General features: G+C 46.4%; 21 protein-coding genes. 10 read left to right on the forward strand and 11 right to left on the reverse strand.

Features of this window, described 5'->3' with window-relative positions; translation table 11 throughout:
* Window positions 1-106: 106 nt before the first annotated feature.
* Complete coding sequence (gene nhaC, locus L1D44_RS01005; protein WP_239888439.1) at window positions 107-1,624, reverse strand: Na+/H+ antiporter NhaC; 1,518 nt, start codon at window positions 1,622-1,624, stop codon at window positions 107-109.
* A gap of 358 nt (window positions 1,625-1,982) precedes the next feature.
* Between nhaC and L1D44_RS01010 the strand changes: the two genes are divergently transcribed.
* From L1D44_RS01010 to L1D44_RS01020, 3 genes are all read left to right on the forward strand, one after another.
* Window positions 1,983-2,225, forward strand: a complete 243-nt coding sequence (locus L1D44_RS01010; protein WP_239888441.1) for a hypothetical protein — start codon at window positions 1,983-1,985, stop codon at window positions 2,223-2,225.
* A 149-nt stretch (window positions 2,226-2,374) separates the two neighbouring features.
* Window positions 2,375-2,953, forward strand: coding sequence for a nucleoside triphosphate pyrophosphohydrolase family protein (locus L1D44_RS01015; protein ID WP_239888443.1), 579 nt, complete (start codon window positions 2,375-2,377; stop codon window positions 2,951-2,953).
* 206 nt (window positions 2,954-3,159) lie between these two features.
* Window positions 3,160-4,083 (forward strand): alpha/beta hydrolase-fold protein, encoded by a 924-nt coding sequence (locus L1D44_RS01020; protein ID WP_239888445.1) that lies wholly within the window; start codon window positions 3,160-3,162, stop codon window positions 4,081-4,083.
* A 5-nt stretch (window positions 4,084-4,088) separates the two neighbouring features.
* Here the strand turns inward: L1D44_RS01020 and L1D44_RS01025 are convergent, their stop codons facing one another.
* The 4 genes from L1D44_RS01025 to L1D44_RS01040 form a co-directional block, all read right to left on the reverse strand.
* On the reverse strand, window positions 4,089-4,619 hold the full coding sequence (locus L1D44_RS01025) for a hypothetical protein (protein WP_239888448.1): 531 nt from the start codon (window positions 4,617-4,619) through the stop codon (window positions 4,089-4,091).
* A gap of 343 nt (window positions 4,620-4,962) precedes the next feature.
* A complete protein-coding gene (gene ubiA / locus L1D44_RS01030; RefSeq protein WP_239888450.1) occupies window positions 4,963-5,829 on the reverse strand; it encodes a 4-hydroxybenzoate octaprenyltransferase in 867 nt (288 codons plus the stop codon).
* A 162-nt stretch (window positions 5,830-5,991) separates the two neighbouring features.
* Window positions 5,992-8,157: a DNA helicase II gene (gene uvrD / locus L1D44_RS01035; RefSeq protein WP_239888451.1), complete on the reverse strand. Its 2,166-nt coding sequence runs from the start codon at window positions 8,155-8,157 to the stop codon at window positions 5,992-5,994.
* A 147-nt stretch (window positions 8,158-8,304) separates the two neighbouring features.
* The gene (locus L1D44_RS01040) at window positions 8,305-8,658 is read right to left on the reverse strand and encodes a RidA family protein (protein ID WP_220767842.1); all 354 of its coding nucleotides are present in this window, start codon (window positions 8,656-8,658) and stop codon (window positions 8,305-8,307) included.
* A gap of 430 nt (window positions 8,659-9,088) precedes the next feature.
* Between L1D44_RS01040 and L1D44_RS01045 the strand changes: the two genes are divergently transcribed.
* Window positions 9,089-11,107, forward strand: coding sequence for an EAL domain-containing protein (locus L1D44_RS01045; RefSeq protein ID WP_239888452.1), 2,019 nt, complete (start codon window positions 9,089-9,091; stop codon window positions 11,105-11,107).
* A gap of 19 nt (window positions 11,108-11,126) precedes the next feature.
* On the opposite strand, the gene L1D44_RS01050 is transcribed toward L1D44_RS01045, so the two are convergent.
* From L1D44_RS01050 to L1D44_RS01065, 4 genes are all read right to left on the reverse strand, one after another.
* A complete protein-coding gene (locus tag L1D44_RS01050; protein ID WP_239888453.1) occupies window positions 11,127-11,540 on the reverse strand; it encodes an NUDIX domain-containing protein in 414 nt (137 codons plus the stop codon).
* A gap of 116 nt (window positions 11,541-11,656) precedes the next feature.
* Window positions 11,657-12,592 carry a stomatin-like protein gene (locus L1D44_RS01055; RefSeq protein WP_239888482.1) on the reverse strand — a complete coding sequence of 312 codons (936 nt, stop codon included), beginning with the start codon at window positions 12,590-12,592 and terminating at the stop codon, window positions 11,657-11,659.
* A gap of 2 nt (window positions 12,593-12,594) precedes the next feature.
* Window positions 12,595-13,524 (reverse strand): slipin family protein, encoded by a 930-nt coding sequence (locus tag L1D44_RS01060; RefSeq protein WP_239888454.1) that lies wholly within the window; start codon window positions 13,522-13,524, stop codon window positions 12,595-12,597.
* A 26-nt stretch (window positions 13,525-13,550) separates the two neighbouring features.
* A complete protein-coding gene (locus L1D44_RS01065; protein WP_239888455.1) occupies window positions 13,551-14,030 on the reverse strand; it encodes an NfeD family protein in 480 nt (159 codons plus the stop codon).
* Window positions 14,031-14,420: 390 nt separating this feature from the next.
* On the opposite strand from L1D44_RS01065, the gene L1D44_RS01070 reads away from it, so the two are divergent.
* The gene (locus tag L1D44_RS01070; protein WP_239888456.1) at window positions 14,421-15,173 is read left to right on the forward strand and encodes an outer membrane protein OmpK; all 753 of its coding nucleotides are present in this window, start codon (window positions 14,421-14,423) and stop codon (window positions 15,171-15,173) included.
* Window positions 15,174-15,234: 61 nt separating this feature from the next.
* On the opposite strand, the gene udp is transcribed toward L1D44_RS01070, so the two are convergent.
* Window positions 15,235-15,993, reverse strand: coding sequence for a uridine phosphorylase (gene udp / locus L1D44_RS01075; protein WP_239888457.1), 759 nt, complete (start codon window positions 15,991-15,993; stop codon window positions 15,235-15,237).
* Window positions 15,994-16,488: 495 nt separating this feature from the next.
* Between udp and L1D44_RS01080 the strand changes: the two genes are divergently transcribed.
* Window positions 16,489-16,704 carry a DUF465 domain-containing protein gene (locus L1D44_RS01080; RefSeq protein WP_239888458.1) on the forward strand — a complete coding sequence of 72 codons (216 nt, stop codon included), beginning with the start codon at window positions 16,489-16,491 and terminating at the stop codon, window positions 16,702-16,704.
* Window positions 16,705-16,783: 79 nt separating this feature from the next.
* On the opposite strand, the gene L1D44_RS01085 is transcribed toward L1D44_RS01080, so the two are convergent.
* A complete protein-coding gene (locus L1D44_RS01085) occupies window positions 16,784-17,242 on the reverse strand; it encodes a hypothetical protein (RefSeq protein ID WP_239888459.1) in 459 nt (152 codons plus the stop codon).
* A 211-nt stretch (window positions 17,243-17,453) separates the two neighbouring features.
* Between L1D44_RS01085 and L1D44_RS01090 the strand changes: the two genes are divergently transcribed.
* From L1D44_RS01090 to L1D44_RS01105, 4 genes are all read left to right on the forward strand, one after another.
* Complete coding sequence (locus tag L1D44_RS01090) at window positions 17,454-18,290, forward strand: mechanosensitive ion channel family protein (RefSeq protein ID WP_239888461.1); 837 nt, start codon at window positions 17,454-17,456, stop codon at window positions 18,288-18,290.
* A 241-nt stretch (window positions 18,291-18,531) separates the two neighbouring features.
* Window positions 18,532-19,572 (forward strand): outer membrane beta-barrel protein, encoded by a 1,041-nt coding sequence (locus L1D44_RS01095; protein ID WP_239888462.1) that lies wholly within the window; start codon window positions 18,532-18,534, stop codon window positions 19,570-19,572.
* Window positions 19,573-19,888: 316 nt separating this feature from the next.
* Window positions 19,889-20,821, forward strand: a complete 933-nt coding sequence (locus tag L1D44_RS01100; RefSeq protein ID WP_239888464.1) for a LysR family transcriptional regulator — start codon at window positions 19,889-19,891, stop codon at window positions 20,819-20,821.
* Entirely contained in the window at window positions 20,818-21,756 is a 939-nt protein-coding gene (locus tag L1D44_RS01105; protein WP_239888466.1) for a LysR family transcriptional regulator, read from the forward strand. The genes L1D44_RS01100 and L1D44_RS01105 overlap by 4 nt, the downstream gene beginning before the upstream one ends.
* The last annotated feature ends 4 nt before the right edge of the window (window positions 21,757-21,760 follow it).

Here is a 21,760-nt window from a genome sequence, read left to right on the forward strand (position 1 = left end):
CACCCATCTCGGTGGGTAAATTCACCTCTCCATGGTGATCTTAGGCTATGCCATCGCCTTGTCGTATCCCAAACGACAAGGCGTTTTTTTGGCCGATAGAAAACAATTAAGCCAGAGCTTGCTCCGCCTCCGGGGACAATCGCTCAATCTTAAAGTCGTAATGAGCATAAGCCGCGCTGATCAGCGGACACACTAAGTTGAAAAAGGCGTATGGCAGGTAAGCGACTGTCGCAACCCCTAAGGTACTGGCCATATACGCGCCACAGGTGTTCCACGGTATTAGTGGGCTGGTGATCGTCGCCGAGTCCTCTAGGGTACGACTTAAGTTAACTGGCGCTAATCCACGCTTAGCATATTCCACCTTGAGCATACGCCCTGGCAGCACAATTGCGATAAACTGATCGGCGGTGATGAGGTTGGCACCGATGCAGCTGGCTATCGTGGTGATCATCAGGCTACCGCTAGACTTCACCAATCCAAGAACACTCTGCAAAATACGCTTTAATAATCCAGTGGCCTCCATGATGCCACCAAATGTCATGGCGCAAAGGATCAGCCACACTGTGTTGATCATGCTGCTCATGCCGCCACGACTCAGTAGGCTGTCTAACACCTCATCACCAGTTTCGGCGCTATAACCATTAAACATCGCCACCCAGATCCCTTTGACCAGCGCGACAACTGGCGTCAAGGTTTCATCACTGGCGAACTTAACCACATTATCGAACTGAAACAGCGCCGCACAGACCGCTCCCGCAATCGTACCTATGATCACCGTAGGAAAGGCCGGTACCTTCTTCCAGGCTAAGATAAATACCACCAGCAGCGGCAACAGCAGATGAATGCCGGGATTGAATTGAGTCTGGATCAAGGAGAGTGTCATCTCAAAATCATTACTCTCTATGCCTGCCTGAGCATTAAAACCTAATAACAGGAAGCAGATCATCGCGATGATGATACTGGGTGTCGTAGTCCAGACCATATGGCGAATGTGACTAAAGATATCGGTTCCGGCTACGGCTGGAGCCAAGTTGGTGGTATCAGACATGGGCGACATCTTGTCACCGAAATAGGCACCACTAATAATCGCACCGGCGGTGATCTCCACGCTGAGCCCCATCGCAGATGCCACACCGATTAAGGCAATACCTAAGGTGCCTGCAACGGTCCACGAACTACCGATACTGATGGCAACAACGGCGCACAGCAGGCAACATGCTGCGTAGAAATATTCGGGGTTTAACACCAACATACCGTAATAGATCATCGTCGGCACTGTACCGGCGAGGATCCAAGTGCCAATGAGCGAACCGACGGTAAATAGGATCAGTAACGCCCCGGTGGCAACACCGATACTGCGCACTATGCCCTGCTCCATCTCCGCCCAGCTATAACCATTTTTCCAACCGATTAATAGGCCTATACAACCGGCCATAATCAAGGCTATTTGGTTAGCACCATAGGAGCTGTCGGAGGAAAATAGGTAAACGGCGGCGGTGAGCATTATCACCAAGGCGACAATAGGTAAGAGTGCATCGAGCAGAGTGGGGACGGAATGCTTGCTATCTTGCAGCGGATCCATTGTCACGGATTCTGACTGTTGAAGATCATTATTTGAGCTCATATTACATCCTTTTCTTATTCTTATGACCTAAGCACTCTTTCTGAAATTAACTCTCTAAAACAAAATCGCTTTATCTCTAAAAAACAAACTAACGTGCTTAGGCTGGAACCACATCCTTACATAAAATTAACAACATCGTCTAGCGCAGCGCCCCGTGATGAAGAGTCAACAGCGGATGCAAATGTGACGAGCAAGCCTAGCAATTCAGCAAAAATGGCATATAGCGATTAAGCATGCAGAGAAAGAACATTTTTAAGGAGCACAATTAGGGTTGATAAAAATTCAGTGTAAGATGAGCAATAAGTTAAAAAACCAACAATTTTGCAAAGTTAATAGAAAACAGATACAGATAGGTTTAATGAGAGAAACAAGTGAACGACAAGCCTTTATGCAAAAATTTAGCATCAGCCGGTTAAACACCAGTATTGGCATCATTAAGCTCGAAGGAGAGATCTGCCAAGGGCAAATAATCGCTATCAGTCAATTTTCGATCATGGGGACTGACGGCTGGCTTGAGTTAGATATGGCTCATCAGCACACACAGACACTCATCCAAAGGCTCCAAGCCGAGGTGGTTTTACATCTACGCGGCATTACGTAATCCAGCATAGATAAACTCAGAACTTGCAACTTAACTCTATTTTCCGCCTTGTAAGAGCTTATCACTGGCCTGCGGATGCTTTCATTTAAGCAATCACTTCTTTAATATGTCGCCTGATTATTCACATTAGCAGCAAAGGCACATTACCGATGAAATTATCCGCTTTAGATCAGCCACTATACGATCACCTCTATCGCGATATTCGAGAGTTCCGCATGACTTTCGACCTACCGATCGAGGACAGCAATACGCTAGATGATAAAGCCGATACGCTGCACACATCCTTAGCTATCGAAGAGCTCACCGAGCTGGCCGAAGCCGACAGCCGTGTAGAGCAGGCCGATGCCATCGTCGACTCTGTGTACGTATTGATGGGACGCTTGGTCCATCTGGGCGCAACTCAAGTCAGCGATAGACTCGAGATCAGCTATGTTATCGATCTCCTGCTGCACGTTGCCAAGAACCGTGAAATTGACTTCGTCACCTGTTGGGATGAAGTCCACTCGAGTAACATGAGTAAGGTGTGCCGTAACGAGCAAGAACTTGAAGAGACCATCGCCTTTTACGCTAAGCAAGGGGTGGAAATTGTCGGTAGCACTAAGGGCGACTTCATCATAGCTAAGTGCGCTAAAGACGTCGAAATGGCGGGTAAAGTGGTTCGCCAAGGCAAGGTACTCAAGTCGGTATATTACCGCCCTGCGGATCTAGAAAAACTCGTTAAGGCTTAACCTTAAACTAGCCTAAGCCTTAAACCAAAAGGTTAAACCTGAGTAAGTAGTGACAATAGCCTCTGCTTACTCTTAGTTCCAGCATCGGCGCTACTGCGTATATAGGTAAAAAATCGATATAAGCGGCATCAATTTCAGCAGATTTTGTACAAATAAAAGGCTAAGCTGGGAGCTATATTCACGTTTGGCAAACAGAGAGGCAAACCTTGCGAATTAAAATCATCCTTGTTAGCTTATTGCTATTGAGTTTGCCATTGTTCAGCATGCTCTCTGCTTCCGCATTCGCCAATAACCGTAGCATTGAAGCCACAGCACACTTAACCACCCCCTTTAGCATTCCCCGCAGTCATACGGTGCAGATTAACGATCAAGAGCGCACCTATAAGCTCTATATCAAGCTGCCTAAGGGCTATAAAGCCTCGGAAAATAGAGACAGGTTATATCCGGTCATCTACCTCACCGATGCCATGTATACCTTCCAGATCATGTCCGGTGTCACTCGTTTCCCGATGAACTCAAAGCAGATGCAACCGGCTATCATAGTCGGGATCTCTTGGGAGCTTGGCCTTAGGAGTGATCACAGCCGCGTTAGAGACTACACGCCTAGTGTCGATAGCAGTTGGAAGAAGGTCACTGGTGGTGCCGACCGACACATGCGCTTCTTACGAGATGGAATCATCCCCTATATGGAGCAGAACTTTCGCGTTGATCCCAGCCAGCGAACCTATGTCGGTAACTCTTTAGGCGGTCTGTTTGGCGCCTATATTTTGCTAAAGCAACCCGAGCTGTTTCGTAACTATCTGCTAGGCAGCCCCTCTCTTTGGTGGCAAGAGCGACACTTTCTGACTCAGTTCGCCAAGAATATCGCTTCACTCAAGGAGATCGATGCCAATGTCTTTATCGGCATCGGTGCACTAGAGCATAACGGTGAAGGTGGGGACTCAGAACACGATATGGTGGCCGACGCTCAGCACTTTAAGGCGTTACTGAACAATCTTGAAGTGAACAACCCCGATTTAAACAGCAAGCTATTAATTATCGGTGAAGCTCATCACGCCACCGCGTTCGCGACTTCGGCCATTCATGGTATGGACTGGTTGTTTAATCACGAGGTGGGGGTTAGCCAGTAGGCATGCTAGCCGATATTGCGCTGCTCAATCTTTAGGATACAAGGTGTCTTGAGCCGAACTCTCGCACTCTTATGGATCAGCTCATACTCGTACCAATAGATATATAACCGCAGCTCGATATTGTCACTAAATTGATTGCTGTTATAGAAATCGCGATAGCAGCGACTGTGCTTTAAGTAGCCGCTGTGGTAGAGCTTTAGGATCCGCTCACCGATATGGATTTCGCGAAAATCTATGCCATAACGAGAGCTATGAGGAAAGTGATACTCACCGTAGCGGTACTCACCATTGAGCACCTCAATATTCTTCCCCATCGTCAATAACGAGCTGATTTGCAGGGCATCGACTCGACTGGTTAAACACAAGCCCATTAACGTAACACAGCTAACGATGGCCAGACTCCAACGTAAGAAGCCTTGCGCCTTAAGGCGACAAACCAACAACCAAATAAGCAAGATAAAAACCGCGATAAGCAGTAAGCCTAATTCATAGTGCGCCCACTGGTCTGCTTCATAAGCGGTAACCCAAGATGACATTATTCCCCCCTGTCGCATTCAAATCCATTTGTAACTTTAGATAGCATGACCGAAACAATGCTCCTCACGGCACTAATTAAGACAGTTAAGCGTAACTGCCTCAGCTTAATGAGCTCAGATTAACGGCCTCTGTCTCAGCTTAGTTATCCGAGCATCGCAGATACTTAATGTCCTGCTGTGAACCTTTAAAGTCTTAGTGATAAGTATAGTCAGGGATCTTCAGTGCGCAGGTATACGAAAGTGCGCTTGAGCGCAGATAGGGCACTGCCAGATTGAATCTCTGTGGATATCAAACATAAAAAACGCCTCTAGTGAGAGGCGTTTTTTATGTTAAGCAAAGGGACTAACCTAACACTAAATAATCCAGCGTCAGCGCGGCAAATAACACCATGCCAGCCCAGTTATTATTGAGAAAAGCGGTAAAACATGGCGCACGTTCACGGCCATAGATCAGCTTTTGTTGGTACAGGCCGAAGCCAATAAAGGCCGCAATGCCTAAGGCGTAGATCTCGCCTCGTCCAGCCACTAGCCCCGCGATAATAAAACAGCTCAGTGCCGCGAGTTGAAAAGCCCCGATGATATGTCTGTCATAGCGGCCAAACAAAATGGCGGTCGATTTGATGCCAACTTTTAGATCATCGTCTCTGTCTACCATGGCATACATGGTGTCGTACGCCACCGTCCAGCACCAGTTAGCGGCAAATAACCACCACGCCTCGGCAGGAACCGTCCCCGTTTGCGCCGCGTAGGCCATAGGGATAGACCAGCTCCACACTGTGCCGAGAAACATCTGCGGCATATTGGTATAACGCTTGGTAAAGGGGTAGATGATGGTAAGAATAATACCGACAACGGAGAGTTTAACGACTAAAGGGTTAAGCAGCAGCACTAGTCCAAAGGCAAATAGCGCCATAACGACAAATAGCAACAGCGCTTCTTTACTGGAGATCTCACCACTGGCTAACGGCCTAGCTTTAGTACGCTCCACATGGGAGTCGAGATCCCTATCGGCATAGTCGTTGATGATGCAGCCACAGGCTCGCATTACCACCACTCCGATAACAAAGATGATAAAGACTTTAAGATCGGGTAAGCCAGCTGCGGCAAAAGTTAAGGCCATCAAACAAGGCCATAATAGCAACAAGGTACCAATGGGACGGTCCATACGCGCGAGTCGCATATAGACATCAAGTTTATCCCTAAGATTCATATATTAGGCTCTCCTACAACGTCTTCGGCCTTTAATTTTGTAACCGCATTATGACTGAGCTGTAACAGTATTCAACCAGTAATGAGATAAATAAAATCGGTGCAGGTTTTATCGGCTAAAAATAAGGCTGAGTCTTAGCTCAGCCTTAGTAAACCGTAACGGTTATAACGACTCCAAGCGTGCGTAAGCGATCACTAACCACTTACTACCTACATCGAAAAAGTTAACCTGAATACGTGCCTGTGCGCCACTACCTTCATAGTTAGTCACCGTGCCCTCACCAAATTTAGGGTGCATAACACGTTGACCAATCTTAAAGCCTGAATCATTAAAGCTATCATCTTGCTTGCTAAAGCGACTGCTTACTGCTGGCGCTGAAACTTGAGTTCGCATGCGGATCTCCTGCACATATTGCTCAGGGATCTCTTTAACAAAGCGCGAGGGTCTAGCAAAGCTCTCACGGCCATAAATACGACGTGATTCAGCATAGGTAATGTACAGCTTCTGCATGGCACGGGTCATACCCACATAACATAGGCGGCGCTCTTCATCGAGGCGGTCGCCCTCATCTATCGCCATCTGACTCGGGAATAGACCTTCTTCTACGCCAGCCATAAACACCATAGGGAATTCAAGACCTTTAGCCGAGTGCAATGTCATTAGCTGCACTGCATCGGTAAATTCGTCGGCTTGACCTTCACCCGCTTCTAACGCCGCATGAGATAAGAAAGCGTTGAGCTCGCCCATATCTTCTAGATCTTCAGGCATCACAAAGCTACGGGCAGCGGTGACCAGCTCTTCTAAGTTTTCGACACGTGCACGCGCCTTCTCGCTCTTTTCTGCTTCATACATCGCCTTTAGACCCGAGGTTTGAATCACGTGGTCTGTCATGCGGTGCAGCGATTGCTCATCGGTGTCCATTCTCATGGCGATGATTAAGTCCATAAAGCCACGTACAGCGTTTGCAGCTCGGCCTGCTAGAACCTTCTCTTCTAGTAGGCGAAGGCTCGCTTCCCAGAGCGTCATCTCCTGCTGGCGTGCCGTGGTACGAATGATCTCTAAGGTGCGATCGCCGATACCACGGGTTGGGGTATTTACCACACGCTCAAAAGCGGCATCATCATTCTTGTTGTTGATTAGCCGCAGGTAACCCATGGCGTCTTTAATCTCTTGGCGTTCGAAGAAGCGTAGACCACCGTATATACGGTAGGCGATACCTTTATGCAGCAAAGCTTCTTCCAACACCCGTGACTGGGCGTTAGAGCGATAAAGAATAGCGCAGTCTTCGAGCTTACCCCCTTCATCTTGCCAATCGGTGATGCGGCCAACAATAAAGCGCGCCTCATCCATCTCATTGAAAGCACAGTACAGGCCAATCGGCTCACCGTCTTTATCATCGGTCCACAGCTTCTTGCCCATACGATCTGGGTTATTGGCGATTAGCTCGTTCGATGCGTTCAGAATGTTACCGCTCGAGCGATAGTTCTGCTCCAAACGAATGGTTTGCGCGGCTGGGAAATCGGCTAAAAACTTATGTAGGTTCTCCACCTGTGCACCGCGCCAGCCGTAGATTGACTGATCGTCATCACCAACGATCATCACGTTAGCCGTTGAGCCAGCAAGCACGCGGATCCAGGCATATTGGATGGCGTTGGTATCTTGGAACTCGTCCACTAAGATGTGCTTAAACCTATCTTGGTAGTGATCCAAAATATGGGGCTTGTTGAGCCATAACTCATGAGCTCTGAGTAAGATCTCAGCAAAATCCACCAGACCGGCGCGATCACAGGAGTCTTGATAGATCTGGTAGATCTTCAGTAAATTTTGCTCAATCGGAAAACCGCCCGCATCGATATGCGATGGGCGTAGACCTAGGTCTTTCTTACCGTTGATATAGCCTTGGGCTTGTCTTGGCGGATACTGTTTCTCATCCAAGTTAAGGCTCTTTAAAATGCGTTTGATCAGACGCAGTTGATCGTCTGAGTCTAAAATCTGGAAGCTTTCAGGCAGATTCGCATCTTTATAATGGGTGCGTAGTAAACGGTGCGCTAAACCGTGGAAAGTACCTATCCACATCCGGCTCATATTGCCACCAGCCACTTTTTCTACACGCTCACGCATCTCTTTTGCCGCTTTGTTGGTAAAGGTTACCGCCAAAATGGCATAAGGGCTTTGCTGTTCAACCTGCATCAACCAGGCAATTCTGTGGGTTAACACCCGCGTTTTGCCGCTACCTGCACCCGCTAAAACCAGCATACTGGATTGTGGTGCTCCAACAGCTTCGCGCTGCTTGTCGTTTAGGCCGTCTAGTAAAGAAGATACGTCCATTATTGCCTCCAAAAAATCAGGCGGGCAGTATAACAGAATCGACTAACTCGGGGATAGGATTCCCACAATGGGGTGGAGCGAGGAAGGAGAGGCTCCATTACCGAAGTGAGCTTTCACTTCGGTAATGGAGTCAGGTTAAGACTAAGGTTAAGCTTTTTCTGCTGCAACCACAGAGATCTCAACCAATAGTGCATCACGGGCCATCTTGGCTTCAACACAGGCACGAGCGGGTGCATGGCCAGCGGGTACCCATGCGTCCCACACTTCATTCATCTGAGCAAAATACTGCATATCTTTGATGTAAATGGTTGCCGACAGGATATGCTCTCTATCACTACCAGCTTGCTCGAGTAGGCTATCAACCTTTTCCAACATGGTACGAGTCTGCTCCGCAATACCTTGCTCAGCATCCTTAGCCACCTGACCACATAGATAGATGGTTCCGTTATGCTTAACAATGCGGCTCATACGGGTAGCAGTTTCAATTCTTTCAATAGTCATATTTAGCTCTTTCACTCGATTAATCATTCATAATTACAGTCATTTTCAATTAAGGTTTTCTAGGCCAACCCAAATTTACTAGTGAAAAGTAGCTATAATTCAAACTGATGTTTTGTTACATTTGGCGTATTTACCATTTTTGAATTTAGGTCCTATACTTATAGCCAGCAGTTAATCAACGGATGTGATTTCTGAACTTTTAAAGGACTAAATATGACTTATCCAATAGCCCAGCAAACATTCTCCAGCGTAGCTTACGCACCTAGTCCTAGACCTTGTCAGTTAACTTCACAAACAGCTTGCTCTTATCAGCAGCCTTAATCCTACTCGATTCAGTCGAAAGAGATAAAGTTTCATTATCAAACTCTGGATGTGATGTATGCAAATCAGTAATAAATTGACAATAAATCCATGGCTTCTTTGCCTTCTCATGACGATTTTGACCGTTACCCTAGGCATGCTTTGGATATTTAGCTCTGCATCACCAAGCCCAGTAATACAGATTATTATCCCCTTACTCTTATCGGCAAATATCGCCTTACTCGGCGGTCTCTGGCTACATTTCCACCAGCAGCCATCTCTGTCGAATGACGACAGTGAGCTTGATATAGAACAGCTCCCTAAGACTCAGTCCAATGTCACTAAGCTCCACTCATTAAATGAATTAAAAGCAAAGCGAAAACAACTCTGCAAAAACAGAACGGTCACAGCCGATCAAGATCTGATTCAAAAGGAAGTACAAACAAGTGGGCACCTGCTTGAGGCCGTGCTTGAGTCGGCAGCCGTTGCGATTTATGCCATAGACGATAAAGGAAAGTGTATTTTTGCCAATCCCCTCTGCGCCCAATTACTCGGGTATTCCAGCCCCGCACAACTACTAAACTTCAATATGCATGAGCTGATCTATCAAAGCAGCGCTTCTACTGAAGTGACACTGCAACTCGGTAATGGAGAGGTTAAAGAAGATATTTTTTGGCGAGCCGATGGCAGTAGCTTTCCTGTGGATTACAAATCGCAGCCTCTCGCGCTAAAGGACAACAAAAGTGGTGCAGTGATCTCTTTTTATGACAATAGTGAACGCCGAGAGGCAGAAGCGCTTATTCGCCACCAAGCCCATTACGATAGCTTAACCGACCTACCCAACCGTTTTTTAGCACTCAAGCGGCTCGAGCAGTTAGTCGAAGCCAGTGAAAGAAATGGCCAGATGCTAGCGGTTATCTTTCTCGATCTCGACGACTTTAAGAAAATCAATGATTCCTTAGGCCACGAAGCGGGCGATCAGCTCCTTATCAGCGCATCGAAACGCTTACTTAATGTCACCAGAGCCGAAGATACCGTTGGCCGTTTGGGAGGAGATGAGTTCATCATATTGCTAGATGGCCTATCAAGTGCCAGTGACGCACAACCCCTAGCAGAGAACCTCATTGGCGGGTTTAGAAAGCCTTTCTATATCGATAACAGACAGTTAGTCCTAACCGCCAGCATAGGTATCGCCATCTACCCTAATGACGGCTTAACGCCATCCGAGCTGTTACGAAATGCCGACTCGGCCATGTATCACACCAAAAGCATAGGTAGAAATACCTACTCTTACTTCACCCATGCGATGAATAAAGAGGTGTCACGCCGCCTAGCAATTGAGGAACAGATCCACGGCGCTCTCGAACGGGGTGAACTCCGGGCTCACTTTCAAATTCAACTCGATATCAGAGATGGTAGCATCATGGGCGCCGAAGCCCTGCTGCGCTGGAATAATCCGACTCTAGGTAACGTATCACCCGCCGAGTTCATTCCTATTGCCGAGCAGACTGGAGTCATTGAGCTGATGGGCGACTTTATTCTTAAATGTGCGTTAGAGGCGGCGTCCACTTGGCAAAAGAAGTTTAATGACGACTTTCGAGTCGCCATTAACCTTTCTCCAAGGCAATTTAGAAATCCAAACCTAGTACAAAGCATCACAGACCTAGTGCACACATTCGGCATGCGCCCTGAGGATCTGGAGCTTGAAATAACCGAGGGGGTGCTACTAAGTGGTCACGCCTATACCTTGGATGCCTTAAAACAGCTAAGTGATGCGGGTTTTTGTATCTCCATGGATGACTTTGGTACCGGTTATTCCTCACTAAGCTATCTAAGAACCTATCCATTTGAGATCCTAAAAATTGATCGCAGCTTTATTAACGATATGAACAAAGACGGTAAGAGTAACGAGTTGATCATCGCCACCATCGAGATGGCTCACGCTCTAGGGATCAGGGTGATTGCCGAAGGGGTCGAGACTCAAGAACAGTTAGATGAGCTTAGCTTTATGATGTGTGATTATGCTCAAGGCTTTCTGATCAGTAAGCCGGTGCCCTTCGAGGAGTTACTCGAAATTGGCACTCACTATAAGGAGATCCACGAAAATCTTGCGACTCAAGACAACCCTATTCCCCTGACGGCCATGTGAGGCATGGCAGAAGCAGCAATTAGAATTTACGACTGACCACGGCGCCATTGTAGTCTAAGCAATCGATAACTCTCTGCTTCTGAACATTGGAGAGCTCGGATAACGGCATGAAACGGTACTCACTGTGTTCATCACTAAGCCTAATACTGTCTTGGTCACTAAGTTCACATCGAAAGATAAAGGCCTGTGAGTCGTACGCTCGGTGGTAATAGACTCCGCTTAGGTAATTCACCTTAACGGCTACACCTAGCTCCTCTTGGCATTCTCGCAAAAGTGCTTCGTGAATCGTCTCTCCAGGCTCTAAAGCCCCGCCAGGTAGCCCCCAGCGACAGTCACCATAGCTAGCCTTTAGTAATAATACCCTTGGATCTGATGAGCCGGGTTTTAAGATAACCGCGTGACTACTGAGTCTAAACTTATCATCGAATGCCATCGGGCCCCTCTTAAGCGAATAGGAATAAAAACAGACCATTTACAAGTCCACTAATGAAAATGCTAGACCCTAAAGAAGGATCTAGCATCGTAATGAGTCACCTTTGGCCGAGCCCGCTATTGCTTATCTTCTTCCAAGCCGATGCTATTCATCCAGTGATCAAAATCCATCATATTGCCAGGTAGAATCACCTTACTCTGTCCAGAGCTGACACCGTCAAGTTGCTTAAGGTACTGCGCCCCGAGCTGCATGCGCACCACGTTCTTACCGCCCGGCGCTGCAATAACGGTGGCCATACGCTCGATCGATTCAGCCGTGGCCCGGGCAATGGTTAAGATCTCCTCGCCCTTACCCTCTGCCTCGTTAATACGGCGCTGCATTTCACCCTCTGAGTGGTTAATCGTTTCAGTCTTGATCCCCTCAGAACGATTAATCTTACTCTGCTTATCACCCTCGCTCTTTGCCAATAGCGCGCGACGCTCACGCTCGGCATTTACCTGCATCTCCATGGCATTTTTGACGGTTTCAGGTGGAGTGATATTTTTAATCTCATAGCGATGCACCCGAATGCCCCACATGGCACCTGCTTGATCTAGCACTTCGACCACTTTAGCACTAATCACGTCGCGCTCTTCGAAGGTGCGATCCAGATCTAGGGTGCCTATCACGCTACGGGTCGTGGTTTGCGCCAATTGAATTGCCGCATAGCGGTAATCGGTAACGCCATAACTGGCCTTTACCGGATCAACCACCGAGATATAGATAACCCCATCGACTTCGACATTCACTTCATCGCAAGAGAAACACTCCTGTGGAGGGACATCGATAGTCTCCTCTTTGAGATCGTGAATATAAGCCACTTTATCGACAAAAGGCACTAAGGCATGAAAGCCCGCGTCTAAGGTTGAATGATATTTACCTAAGCGTTCAACGATATAGGCCGATTTTGTCGGCACTAATCGAATAGACTGAAACAGCTTAACCACGAAGATGGCAAAGATTAGGCCCCAGATAGCCATTACAATTAAATCGGTATCTATTCCTGAGATGATCATTAGCGTGCTCCCTTCACTGAATTGGCAGACACCGCGTGAGTAACCTGCTCCATACCTTCAAAGAATCCCTCTATTTTAGCCAGCTCAGCGGGTACCACTGACACATCCGCTTCACCCAAGATCTTGCCAACCTGAGCAATAAACTGCTCTTTAAGCTGCATGTTCATCGCTTCATGCCCTCCCTCTTTGGCGAGCGCGGCAGAAACCAGCTCCATGCCTTCGGCCTTAGCACGGGCAATAATGGCAATCTCTTGCGCGGTACCTTTTGCCTCGTTAATACGGCGCTGTTTCTCACCTTCAGAGAGATTAATCGCTTCTTGGCGCTCACCTTCTGACAGATTAATCATCGCGGCTTTTTCTGCATTGGCCAGCGTGATCTCGGCGCGCTTACTGCGCTCCGCTTCCATCTGCTTCTCTAGGGTATGGATCACCTTACGTGACGGGGTGATATTTTTAATCTCATAACGCAGCACCTTGATCCCCCAGGGATCCGATGCTTTATCAATTTCTCGTACTATCGACTCGTTGAGGCTATCTCGCTCGGAGAATGTCTGACTCAGACTTAACTTACCTATCTCTGAACGCATGGTGGTTTGTGCTAGGTTTACCGCCGCGCGGCGATAATCTTCAATACCGTAGCTGGCAAGCTTGCCATCCATCACCTTGAGGTAAACTAAGCCATCGACTTCTAGCTGGGTATTATCTTTCGAGATACAGCTTTGTGGCGGCACGTCGAGCACCTGCTCACGGATTTCATGCTTATAGGCTACCCGATCAAAAAACGGGATCAAAAAGTGAAACCCGGGTTGAAGCACGGTGCGAAACTTACCTAAACGTTCAATCACATTGACCTCACGCATAGGCACAATTAACAACAACTTATAGAGGATAAAAAAGACAAATAGAACAAAGAATGTAAATGCGAACATAGAGATCCCTTCCTTACTTAAACCAATTACTTTTCTACGAAGTGCTCTTCTTCAGCCTTGATAGGCTCAACCACTAGCGCAATATTATCTCTGCAGATAATCCTAACCTGAGAGCCTGCCGCAATCTCGCTACCATCTCCCAATGCCGACCATTCACAGCCTTGAAATTCGATCCGCCCCATTTTTTGCGCCGGACCTATGGTCTGTTTGACGACAGCGAGTTGACCGTAAATGTCGAGTTCTTCATCGGTATTACCGACATGAGCATCACCGCCGACCAACTTTTGTGTGACTTGACGAAAGAGTAACAGTAACACCATTGAGGCAATAAACCACAGTGTTAAGCTTTGTACTATGCCTTCGACTAAACCTATAGCCAAGGCTGCAGCAACAACAAGACAAGCTGTGCCTAAGAGGATCACAATACCGCCCGGTAAAATGATCTCCGCCAGCATGAGGATAACCCCAATACATGCCCAAATTATTATCGGATTTGAAAACTCCATATTTCCCCCTGAAATGAAAGAGCCTCAGATGACTATATCAGTTGCACAGGTTTTATGCGACATATTATGTCACCCGATAGTTAAGATAACGACCCCCAACACATAATCAAATTGTTAGCTTGCCAGAGTGAGCATCAATTTCCCGACAGTTAAAATGCGCATCATCTACAAGTGAATTCACATTTAAAGACAATCGCCAACCACAACCTGCAATATCAACAACGCAACTATCAACAACTTACGCTAAGCGCATGCTATCCAACTCAAAAAGAATGACAAAACCTTTGAACATTGTTCACTTTACGCCTATATTCCCCGCCAGCAAAACTCACGTTTATTATTTAATAACTTACTGCGCCCTAAGCTCCTATAAAAATAAAAGGTTTTACGATGAACAAGAAATTACTTTGTTTGGCTTTGCTAGTCAGCCCAACAGCAATGGCTGACAATATGGTTAACTGGTGGGATGTGAGTGTCACTGCGCTATACGGTGAAAACTACGACCTCGCGCCATCAGAAAAACAGACAACCTTAACCTTTGAAACCGCTGGTGATTGGAAATATGGCGACTGGTTTGCCTTCCAAGACGTGACTTACTTTAACGGCTCAAATGTCAGCAAAGACAACACCACCTATGGTGAGATCTCTACTCGCTTAAGTGCAGGCAAAATTTTAGGTAAAACAGTAGGTTTTGGTCCTGTAACCGATCTATCGCTAGCACTCACACTTGAAGAGGGTGAAGGCCCAGTAAAGAGCTTCCTGTACGGTGTCGGTATGGATATCAAGATCCCATACTTTAGCTACTTCCAGCTTAATACCTACCGTCGACACGCAATCAGCAGCGATAACATCAGTGATGGTTGGCAGTTAACGCCCGCATTTAGAATGGATTTCCCTGTCGGTAACTCGAATATCGTCTTCGACGGTTTCATTGACTGGGTATTTGCAGCTGATGACGCAGCTTACGAGACGAACTTCCACTTCAACCCACAGCTTAAGTATGACCTAGGTGCGGTAGTACTAGGCGAGCATCAGAAAAACAAGCTATTTGTCGGTATCGAATATGATTACTGGAAAAATAAATACGGTGTCGATGGTATCGATCAGAACACTTACTCGGTGATCGCTAAGTACCACTTCTAGCACGGATCACAGTAAACAAAAAAGGCGCCATCGGCGCCTTTTTTATTGGGTTAAATCGCGGTTATGCAAGTAACTTTTTAGCCGCTGCCACAACGATAGAAACCGCACTGACTTCGGTTTTCTTCATTGTCGCTTCATCTGGGATCTCTTGCTGAGTACGGTTAACAATCACGCCGGCAACACATGCCGCGCGCCATCCCTGTGAAGCACACATGGTAAAGAGCGTCGAAGACTCCATCTCGTAGTTAAGCACACCTAAGTCTTGCCACTCTTGCATTGAGCCCTTGAACTGGCGCGTTATACGACCCGAAACGGTATCGTAACGCTCTTGGCCTGGGTAGAAGGTATCTGATGAAGCTGTAATACCAATATGTGGCTCAAGGCCCGCTTCGCGGCTCGCCTCAACCATAGCCGTTGTACATTCAAAGTTTGCTACCGCTGGGTACTCCATCGGCGCAAAGTGCAGGCTTGCGCCGTCTAAACGCACCGACGCTTGAGTCACAATCACATCGCCCACATTCACATGTGACTGAATCGCACCTGTGGTACCTACTCGAAGGAAAGTACGTACACCAAGCTGGGCTAGCTCCTCAACGGCGATCGATGTCGATGGACCACCAATACCCGTTGAACAAACGACAACAGGCTTACCCTCGATATATGCCAAGTAGCTGGTATATTCACGGTGACTCGCTAAAAATGTCGCATTCTCCATCAACTCGGCAATACGCTTAACACGCTCAGGATCGCCTGGCACGATCGCTAAACTAGCACCATCTAACATCTCTTTAGTTAAGCCTAAATGAAATACATCAGACATCGTGAAAACCCCTTTCATTTTTGAATTTATAAATCTAATTGAAGCGACTTTAACCTAGTCTTGGCGCTAAAAAGGTTAAGTCGATCACACTTTCTCCGCCAAGAGTAAATGATTTGTCGTAATCTAGTTACTAAATCAACTTAGACTCTGAGCTAGAATATAGCAGTTACTGGCCATACTGCCAGCCATGAAAGATGAGGTTTGATAAACAATAACACTAAGATCCTAGACCCTAGCTGACAAGAAATAAGTTACAGGTTAGCAACAGCTTAGCTAGCTCCTTCAAGCGAAGCCGTTACACTAGGATCGCAAGTTTTCTGGGCTCATTTCTGAAGCTTATTTATGGGGCATCATGGCAAAAATATCTCCGGCTCCAACGTGTATTTCTAATCGCTCACAATTTGATCGACATCACATTTAGCAGCAAGTAATCGCGGTAATTTAAAACTGTACCAAATGAACTATCCGCAAAAAACCGCTAAAAAGGACGCCTGCATGTTTCCAGAATACAGAGAACTTATCAGCCAACTAAAGACATCTGATAGCCATTTTCAGAAGAAGTTTCACAAGCATAACGAACTCGATGAGGAGATAAAGAATCTGGAGAAAAACATCGCTAGCGACTACACCTCAGAGCTGCATAAACTCAAGCTTAAGAAGCTACATTTAAAAGAAGAGATCTACGATATTTTGAAGGGGCATTCTGCTTAAAGCAGTTAGAAGAAAAAAGGGCGCTGAGCGCCCTTTTTTATCTTCTAACTGTGTTTATACATTTATAAAGTAGATGATGCTATTTCAAGTCTGCTAACAGCGCATCAGCTGTCTCATAGAAAGCAATCTTAGTTATCTGGTTATTATTAAGCTCAACCAAGGTCGCTTGATCCTTTTGCGCAGGCAAAGGCATAGTTAGCTCACCTTCGTTATCCAGCGCCACTCTATATGGAAACTTTTTAAACTGAGGTAAAGCGACAAAACGTGCAATCAAAGATGGCATGCCACTGATGTCCGCCACATAAATCAGGCCAGTATCTTTCACCAACTCAGGTTCAGCCTCCAGCGCCTCTTGGATAACAGTTCCGCCATCCATACTACGACTAAATAAAACCCGAGTTGTGCTGCTATCGACCTGATATTGCGCTTCATGTTGATCTTGCAACTTAATATCAATAATTTGGTCGCCAACTTGATAGGTGCTTGCCCAAACCGATGTGGCAAATAGGCTAGATAAAACAAAAATAACGGCTCTCATAATTGGACTCGGCTAATTAGTATTAACAAAAAGAGTAACCTATTCTTTAAAGACCAACAGTAAACTTAGCGGCAAAGCATGATCCTCTTCACGCAAAGCGTCCGCACTACAAAACAAACCCCTCCTATAGCAATACACATATAAAATATAAGTTACAAACTAGTGTATTTTCAGTAAGCTAATCGGGAAAGGTTGTCAGAAGGATACAAAAATGAATGAGCAAGGATTAGACCAAGAAATCGCGCAGCTGCAAAATGCCTATACCGCGATAACCGAATTTTTGGTGCAGTATAGCTTTAGTATTCTTGGTGCCATCATCATCTTCTTAATTGGCCTGTGGCTCGCCTCTAAAGCCGCCAACCTGGTCACGCGAATTTTCGAAAAGCATGAAATCGATATCACCCTGAGTAATTTTACCAGTAACTTCGTCCGCATCTTAATCATACTGATGGTGGCAGTGATAGCTTTAGGCAAGCTAGGTATTAGTGTCACTCCGATGGTTGCCGCAATCGGTGCCGCCTCTCTCGGTGCTGGCTTAGCCTTACAGGGAATGCTATCTAACTATGCAGCCGGAATTACCATTATTGTGACTCGACCTTTCATAGTAGGTAATACCATCGAAGTTAAAGGAGTCGGCGGCTTAGTTAAAGACATTCACCTTGGTATGACGGTGTTAACCAATGAAGAAGGTGAAGAGATCAACATCCCCAATAAGCATATTGTCGGTGAGATCTTACATAACTCCTTCGCCAATAAGCTGGTCGAAACCAAATTAAATATCAGTTATCAGGCCGATCCCCAGCAGGTCATAAACTTACTCGCTAAAGTCTTAAGTGACAGCTCAATCGTCTATCAGGGTGATAAAGCCCAAGTTGGCGTAAATGACTTTAACAGTATTGGTATTGAGATAGGTGTTCGCTATTGGGTGGCGACTCAAAGTTATTACCAAGACAAATACCAAACCAACGCGGCCCTCTTTAAAGCCCTTAAAGAGGCCGATATCGAGATCCCTTGCCCTGTTAAGCAGATACATATTCAGCAGCCTTAGGTTAATTAGCACTATAGCGGTGTCATATTCGCCGCTATCTATTGCTGTTTTTCATCATCCAATTTACTTATGGAAAAAGTCCCCACAGCCGTATTTTTGTGAGTTCCAACCTTTAGTTATGACCTACTCATAAGTAAAGCGAATAATCGTTATTGCATTTACTCTATCGCTCTAATTTAGCCAATCCCGCAAAATGCGCTCCATTGAAATGAGAGACGAATTAAAACTCACTGGAGATAACATGATGAACAAGACACTAATTGCACTAGCATTAATGAGTACATGTGGTTACGCCAATGCAGCCGATATCGATAACACTTGGTACATAGGTGCCGGTGCTGGTCAAAGCAACTATGAGTCAGTTGACGCCGCTAGCCACCTAGGCGATGACAGCGATTTAGCTTGGAATGCCCTAGTGGGTTATCAGCTAAACAAATACTTGGCCTTCGAAGCGGGTTGGCAAGATCTCGGCACCAACGACGACACTCACATGTGGGGCGGCCTAGACGGTAGCCAGTCTATCGATGTCGACGGCTTTACACTGGGTGCTGTGGGTACACTGCCTCTAAATGAAAAGTGGTTCTTAACTGGTGAAGCGGGTGCTTATCAATACCACCTAGCGCACCAGATGAGTGCGAATAAATATGTTAGTGCTACCGATACCGCCGCATACTTTGGCGCAGGTGTGGGCTACAACATCACTGACTCTTTAGCTATTTCAGCTAAGTACCGCCGCTTTGCCGGTATCGATGAAACCGCATGGAACACGGCAAACATGGACGCACAGACAGTGGGTCTACAGCTAACTTACCGTTTCGGTGTGAAGCCTACGACAACAACAGCCGTTGTGCTACCAGCCGTGATTGAGAAGCAGACTAAGCCTATGCCTCGTCCAGAGCCAAAGCCTGAGCCTAAGTATGAAATTCATACCGAAAAAAGCAGTGTAGCCGTACTATTTGGCTTCGACTCATCAGAGCTAACTAGCGCTGCCAAGGCTAAGCTAGATCAGGTTATTCAGCTTTCAAAGAGCAAAGAACAAGACGTTATCTTGCTAAACGGTCAATCTGATAACCAAGGTGATAACCAATACAACCTTAAGCTATCTGAAAAGCGTGTACAGCATGTAGAAGCCTACCTCGTTTCTCATGGTGTGGAAGTGAAGAAGATCGATACTCAAGCCGTTGGCGAACAAGATGCTCATGCCGATACCCGTAAAGATCGTGCCCTAGAGCGCCGCGTAATCGTGACTCTAACTAGCCAAGAAAAAGTGCAAGTTTCTTAAAAACACTGATTCAGATTAAATCTTGTATCACCAATAGGGACCCGACACCGCCAGGATGGCGAAACGATACGCTAGGATCCCACAAATCTTGCCATGCCCTTGGCATAAGGTTTTGGGGTGTAAGATTCACGTCAACTAGGACGGTTGACGTGAATCCTTACCAAGGAAATATACAGGGAATATTTGCACTTAATCTAAGGATAGACATGAGCCAAGGACGGCTTCATTTACTCCAGAACAACTCACACCAACATGATCTATTCAAGCTGAACTTTATCGTTTATAGTCAATTTGTTAATGGAGGCTAGGTAACATAATGCTAACTCAGCTCAATCTTGAACGACTGAAAAATTGCGATTTAAACCTATTGCTGGCCCTTGCGGTACTGCTCAATGAGGCCCATGTTTCCAATGCCGCCAAGCAACTTGGTTTGTCTCAATCGGCGATGAGCCAGATGCTAAAACGCTTACGGCTAATGTTTAACGATCCCCTACTGCTCAAGAGCAACAACGGCATGACCTTAACCAACAAGGCTCAAGCCATCGCATTAGAATTAACCCCTCTCTTGGATAAAACGGCCCGCATCTTAGAAGCCGAACACTTCAGCCCCAAAACGGCTCAGGGGAGAATACGCTTTATTATGAGTGATGTGACCGCTCAGCTAATTATCACCCCATTAATCGAGCTGATGAGCGAAAAAGCGCCTGGAATAGAGCTGGAATATATTTCACAAAACGCCAATGGTTTTCAGTTACTCAGACGAGGACAAGTTGATGCGGTTATCGGCTTCTACGATAATGTGCCAAGCCCAATTGTCAGTGAACCCATCGGCCTAGCCCCGTGGCAAATGGTCACCCACAAAGTGACCAACAAGCAAAATCTCCACGCCCATAAAGATGCTATCAAGCTATTACGCTATCAATTTCAAGAGCATAATCAGCTACAGTCAATTGAAGCACTTAAGCACCTCGATATACTCGATGCGGCATACGCTTTGACAACTAACTCTTTAAGCACGCTGCTCTATGCGCTGCAAACCAATAACACCGTTACCTTGCTGCCCCATTTCGCCATGCAGATTTTACCCGAGCATGAGACGAAAGATTTTGACTGGCTCGGCTCGCCCATCAATCTAGAACTTAAAATCTGCTGGGATCGCCACCACAGAGCACCTGAGCTACAGCAGTGGTTTAGACGTCAGTTAGTGACGCTTTTTCACCAACACTTTCCTTTAGCACAAACCTTATGAATCCAACAGACTTAAAGATTATTCAACAGTGCGATCTCAACTTATTGCTGAGTCTAGCTATTCTGATTGAAGAGCAAAGCGTATCTAAGAGTGCAGACAGGCTCGACATATCCCAGCCAGCCATGAGCCAAAACTTAAAAAAGCTGCGTAATATGTTCGATGACCCCCTGTTTGTAAAGCAGGGGCAAGGTATTCGTGCCACCAATAAGGCTCTGAGATTATATGGATCACTCACAGAATGGTTGCAGATGAGCGATCGACTCATCTCGCAAACCGCTTTCGATCCGATGGAAAGTCATGGAGTGATCCGCATTGCATTTATGGATGACCTCACCCAGACCATGATCCCCATGATGCTAAACAGGATCCTCGCTTTTGCGCCCAATGTAGAACTCGAATTTGTGCACAAGCCCAGAGATGTATTTTCACTACTAGAATCTGGCGAAATCGACATCGCTGCCGCAGGTACAGATACTCCACCAGCCAATATTCATGGCCGCCATATCAATACTGATAGTTACTGCGCCGCCTACAGCCGTAAACATCCCTTGGCAAAAATTGCACAACCAACGCTGGCACAGATTTTCGCCTATGATACGGCAGAGTATTCAGCCTCAAACTTGGTTGAGCTAGAAGTTTCTCAGCTTGCATTACAAAATCAACTACAGCGTAAAATAACCTTTGCAACTGGCTCATTTCTAGTCTTGTTACAGGGGCTACTTGTCGGAAAACATGTTGGCTTTCTGCCTCAACGTGTTCTCAAGTCTGCAAAATGGCGTTCACAATTAAAAGGGGTCGTACTCACCGAGCTACCTCAACTAGACAGCACTCTCTACTGGCACGCAAGGGTACACAAAGACCCGTTAATCCAATGGTTTAAAGACCAGTGTCTAGATATCATCAATCAACAACAGTTGCAAAGAGCTGGGGGCTGAATCA

The sequence above is a fragment of the Shewanella sp. Isolate13 genome (genome assembly GCF_022398325.1).
GTDB lineage: Bacteria > Pseudomonadota > Gammaproteobacteria > Enterobacterales > Shewanellaceae > Shewanella.

Excerpts from the sequence above, each read along its gene's own strand:
- nhaC (WP_239888439.1), bottom strand. The coding sequence starts at position 1,624 with ATGAGCTCAAATAATGATCTTCAACAGTCAGAATCCGTGACAATGGAT.
- L1D44_RS01010 (WP_239888441.1), top strand. The coding sequence starts at position 1,983 with ATGAGAGAAACAAGTGAACGACAAGCCTTTATGCAAAAATTTAGCATC.
- L1D44_RS01015 (WP_239888443.1), top strand. The coding sequence starts at position 2,375 with ATGAAATTATCCGCTTTAGATCAGCCACTATACGATCACCTCTATCGC.
- L1D44_RS01025 (WP_239888448.1), bottom strand. The coding sequence starts at position 4,619 with ATGTCATCTTGGGTTACCGCTTATGAAGCAGACCAGTGGGCGCACTAT.
- ubiA (WP_239888450.1), bottom strand. The coding sequence starts at position 5,829 with ATGAATCTTAGGGATAAACTTGATGTCTATATGCGACTCGCGCGTATG.
- uvrD (WP_239888451.1), bottom strand. The coding sequence starts at position 8,157 with ATGGACGTATCTTCTTTACTAGACGGCCTAAACGACAAGCAGCGCGAA.
- L1D44_RS01040 (WP_220767842.1), bottom strand. The coding sequence starts at position 8,658 with ATGACTATTGAAAGAATTGAAACTGCTACCCGTATGAGCCGCATTGTT.
- L1D44_RS01045 (WP_239888452.1), top strand. The coding sequence starts at position 9,089 with ATGACGATTTTGACCGTTACCCTAGGCATGCTTTGGATATTTAGCTCT.
- L1D44_RS01050 (WP_239888453.1), bottom strand. The coding sequence starts at position 11,540 with ATGGCATTCGATGATAAGTTTAGACTCAGTAGTCACGCGGTTATCTTA.
- L1D44_RS01060 (WP_239888454.1), bottom strand. The coding sequence starts at position 13,524 with ATGTTCGCATTTACATTCTTTGTTCTATTTGTCTTTTTTATCCTCTAT.
- L1D44_RS01065 (WP_239888455.1), bottom strand. The coding sequence starts at position 14,030 with ATGGAGTTTTCAAATCCGATAATAATTTGGGCATGTATTGGGGTTATC.
- L1D44_RS01070 (WP_239888456.1), top strand. The coding sequence starts at position 14,421 with ATGAACAAGAAATTACTTTGTTTGGCTTTGCTAGTCAGCCCAACAGCA.
- udp (WP_239888457.1), bottom strand. The coding sequence starts at position 15,993 with ATGTCTGATGTATTTCATTTAGGCTTAACTAAAGAGATGTTAGATGGT.
- L1D44_RS01080 (WP_239888458.1), top strand. The coding sequence starts at position 16,489 with ATGTTTCCAGAATACAGAGAACTTATCAGCCAACTAAAGACATCTGAT.
- L1D44_RS01085 (WP_239888459.1), bottom strand. The coding sequence starts at position 17,242 with ATGAGAGCCGTTATTTTTGTTTTATCTAGCCTATTTGCCACATCGGTT.
- L1D44_RS01090 (WP_239888461.1), top strand. The coding sequence starts at position 17,454 with ATGAATGAGCAAGGATTAGACCAAGAAATCGCGCAGCTGCAAAATGCC.
- L1D44_RS01095 (WP_239888462.1), top strand. The coding sequence starts at position 18,532 with ATGATGAACAAGACACTAATTGCACTAGCATTAATGAGTACATGTGGT.
- L1D44_RS01100 (WP_239888464.1), top strand. The coding sequence starts at position 19,889 with ATGCTAACTCAGCTCAATCTTGAACGACTGAAAAATTGCGATTTAAAC.
- L1D44_RS01105 (WP_239888466.1), top strand. The coding sequence starts at position 20,818 with ATGAATCCAACAGACTTAAAGATTATTCAACAGTGCGATCTCAACTTA.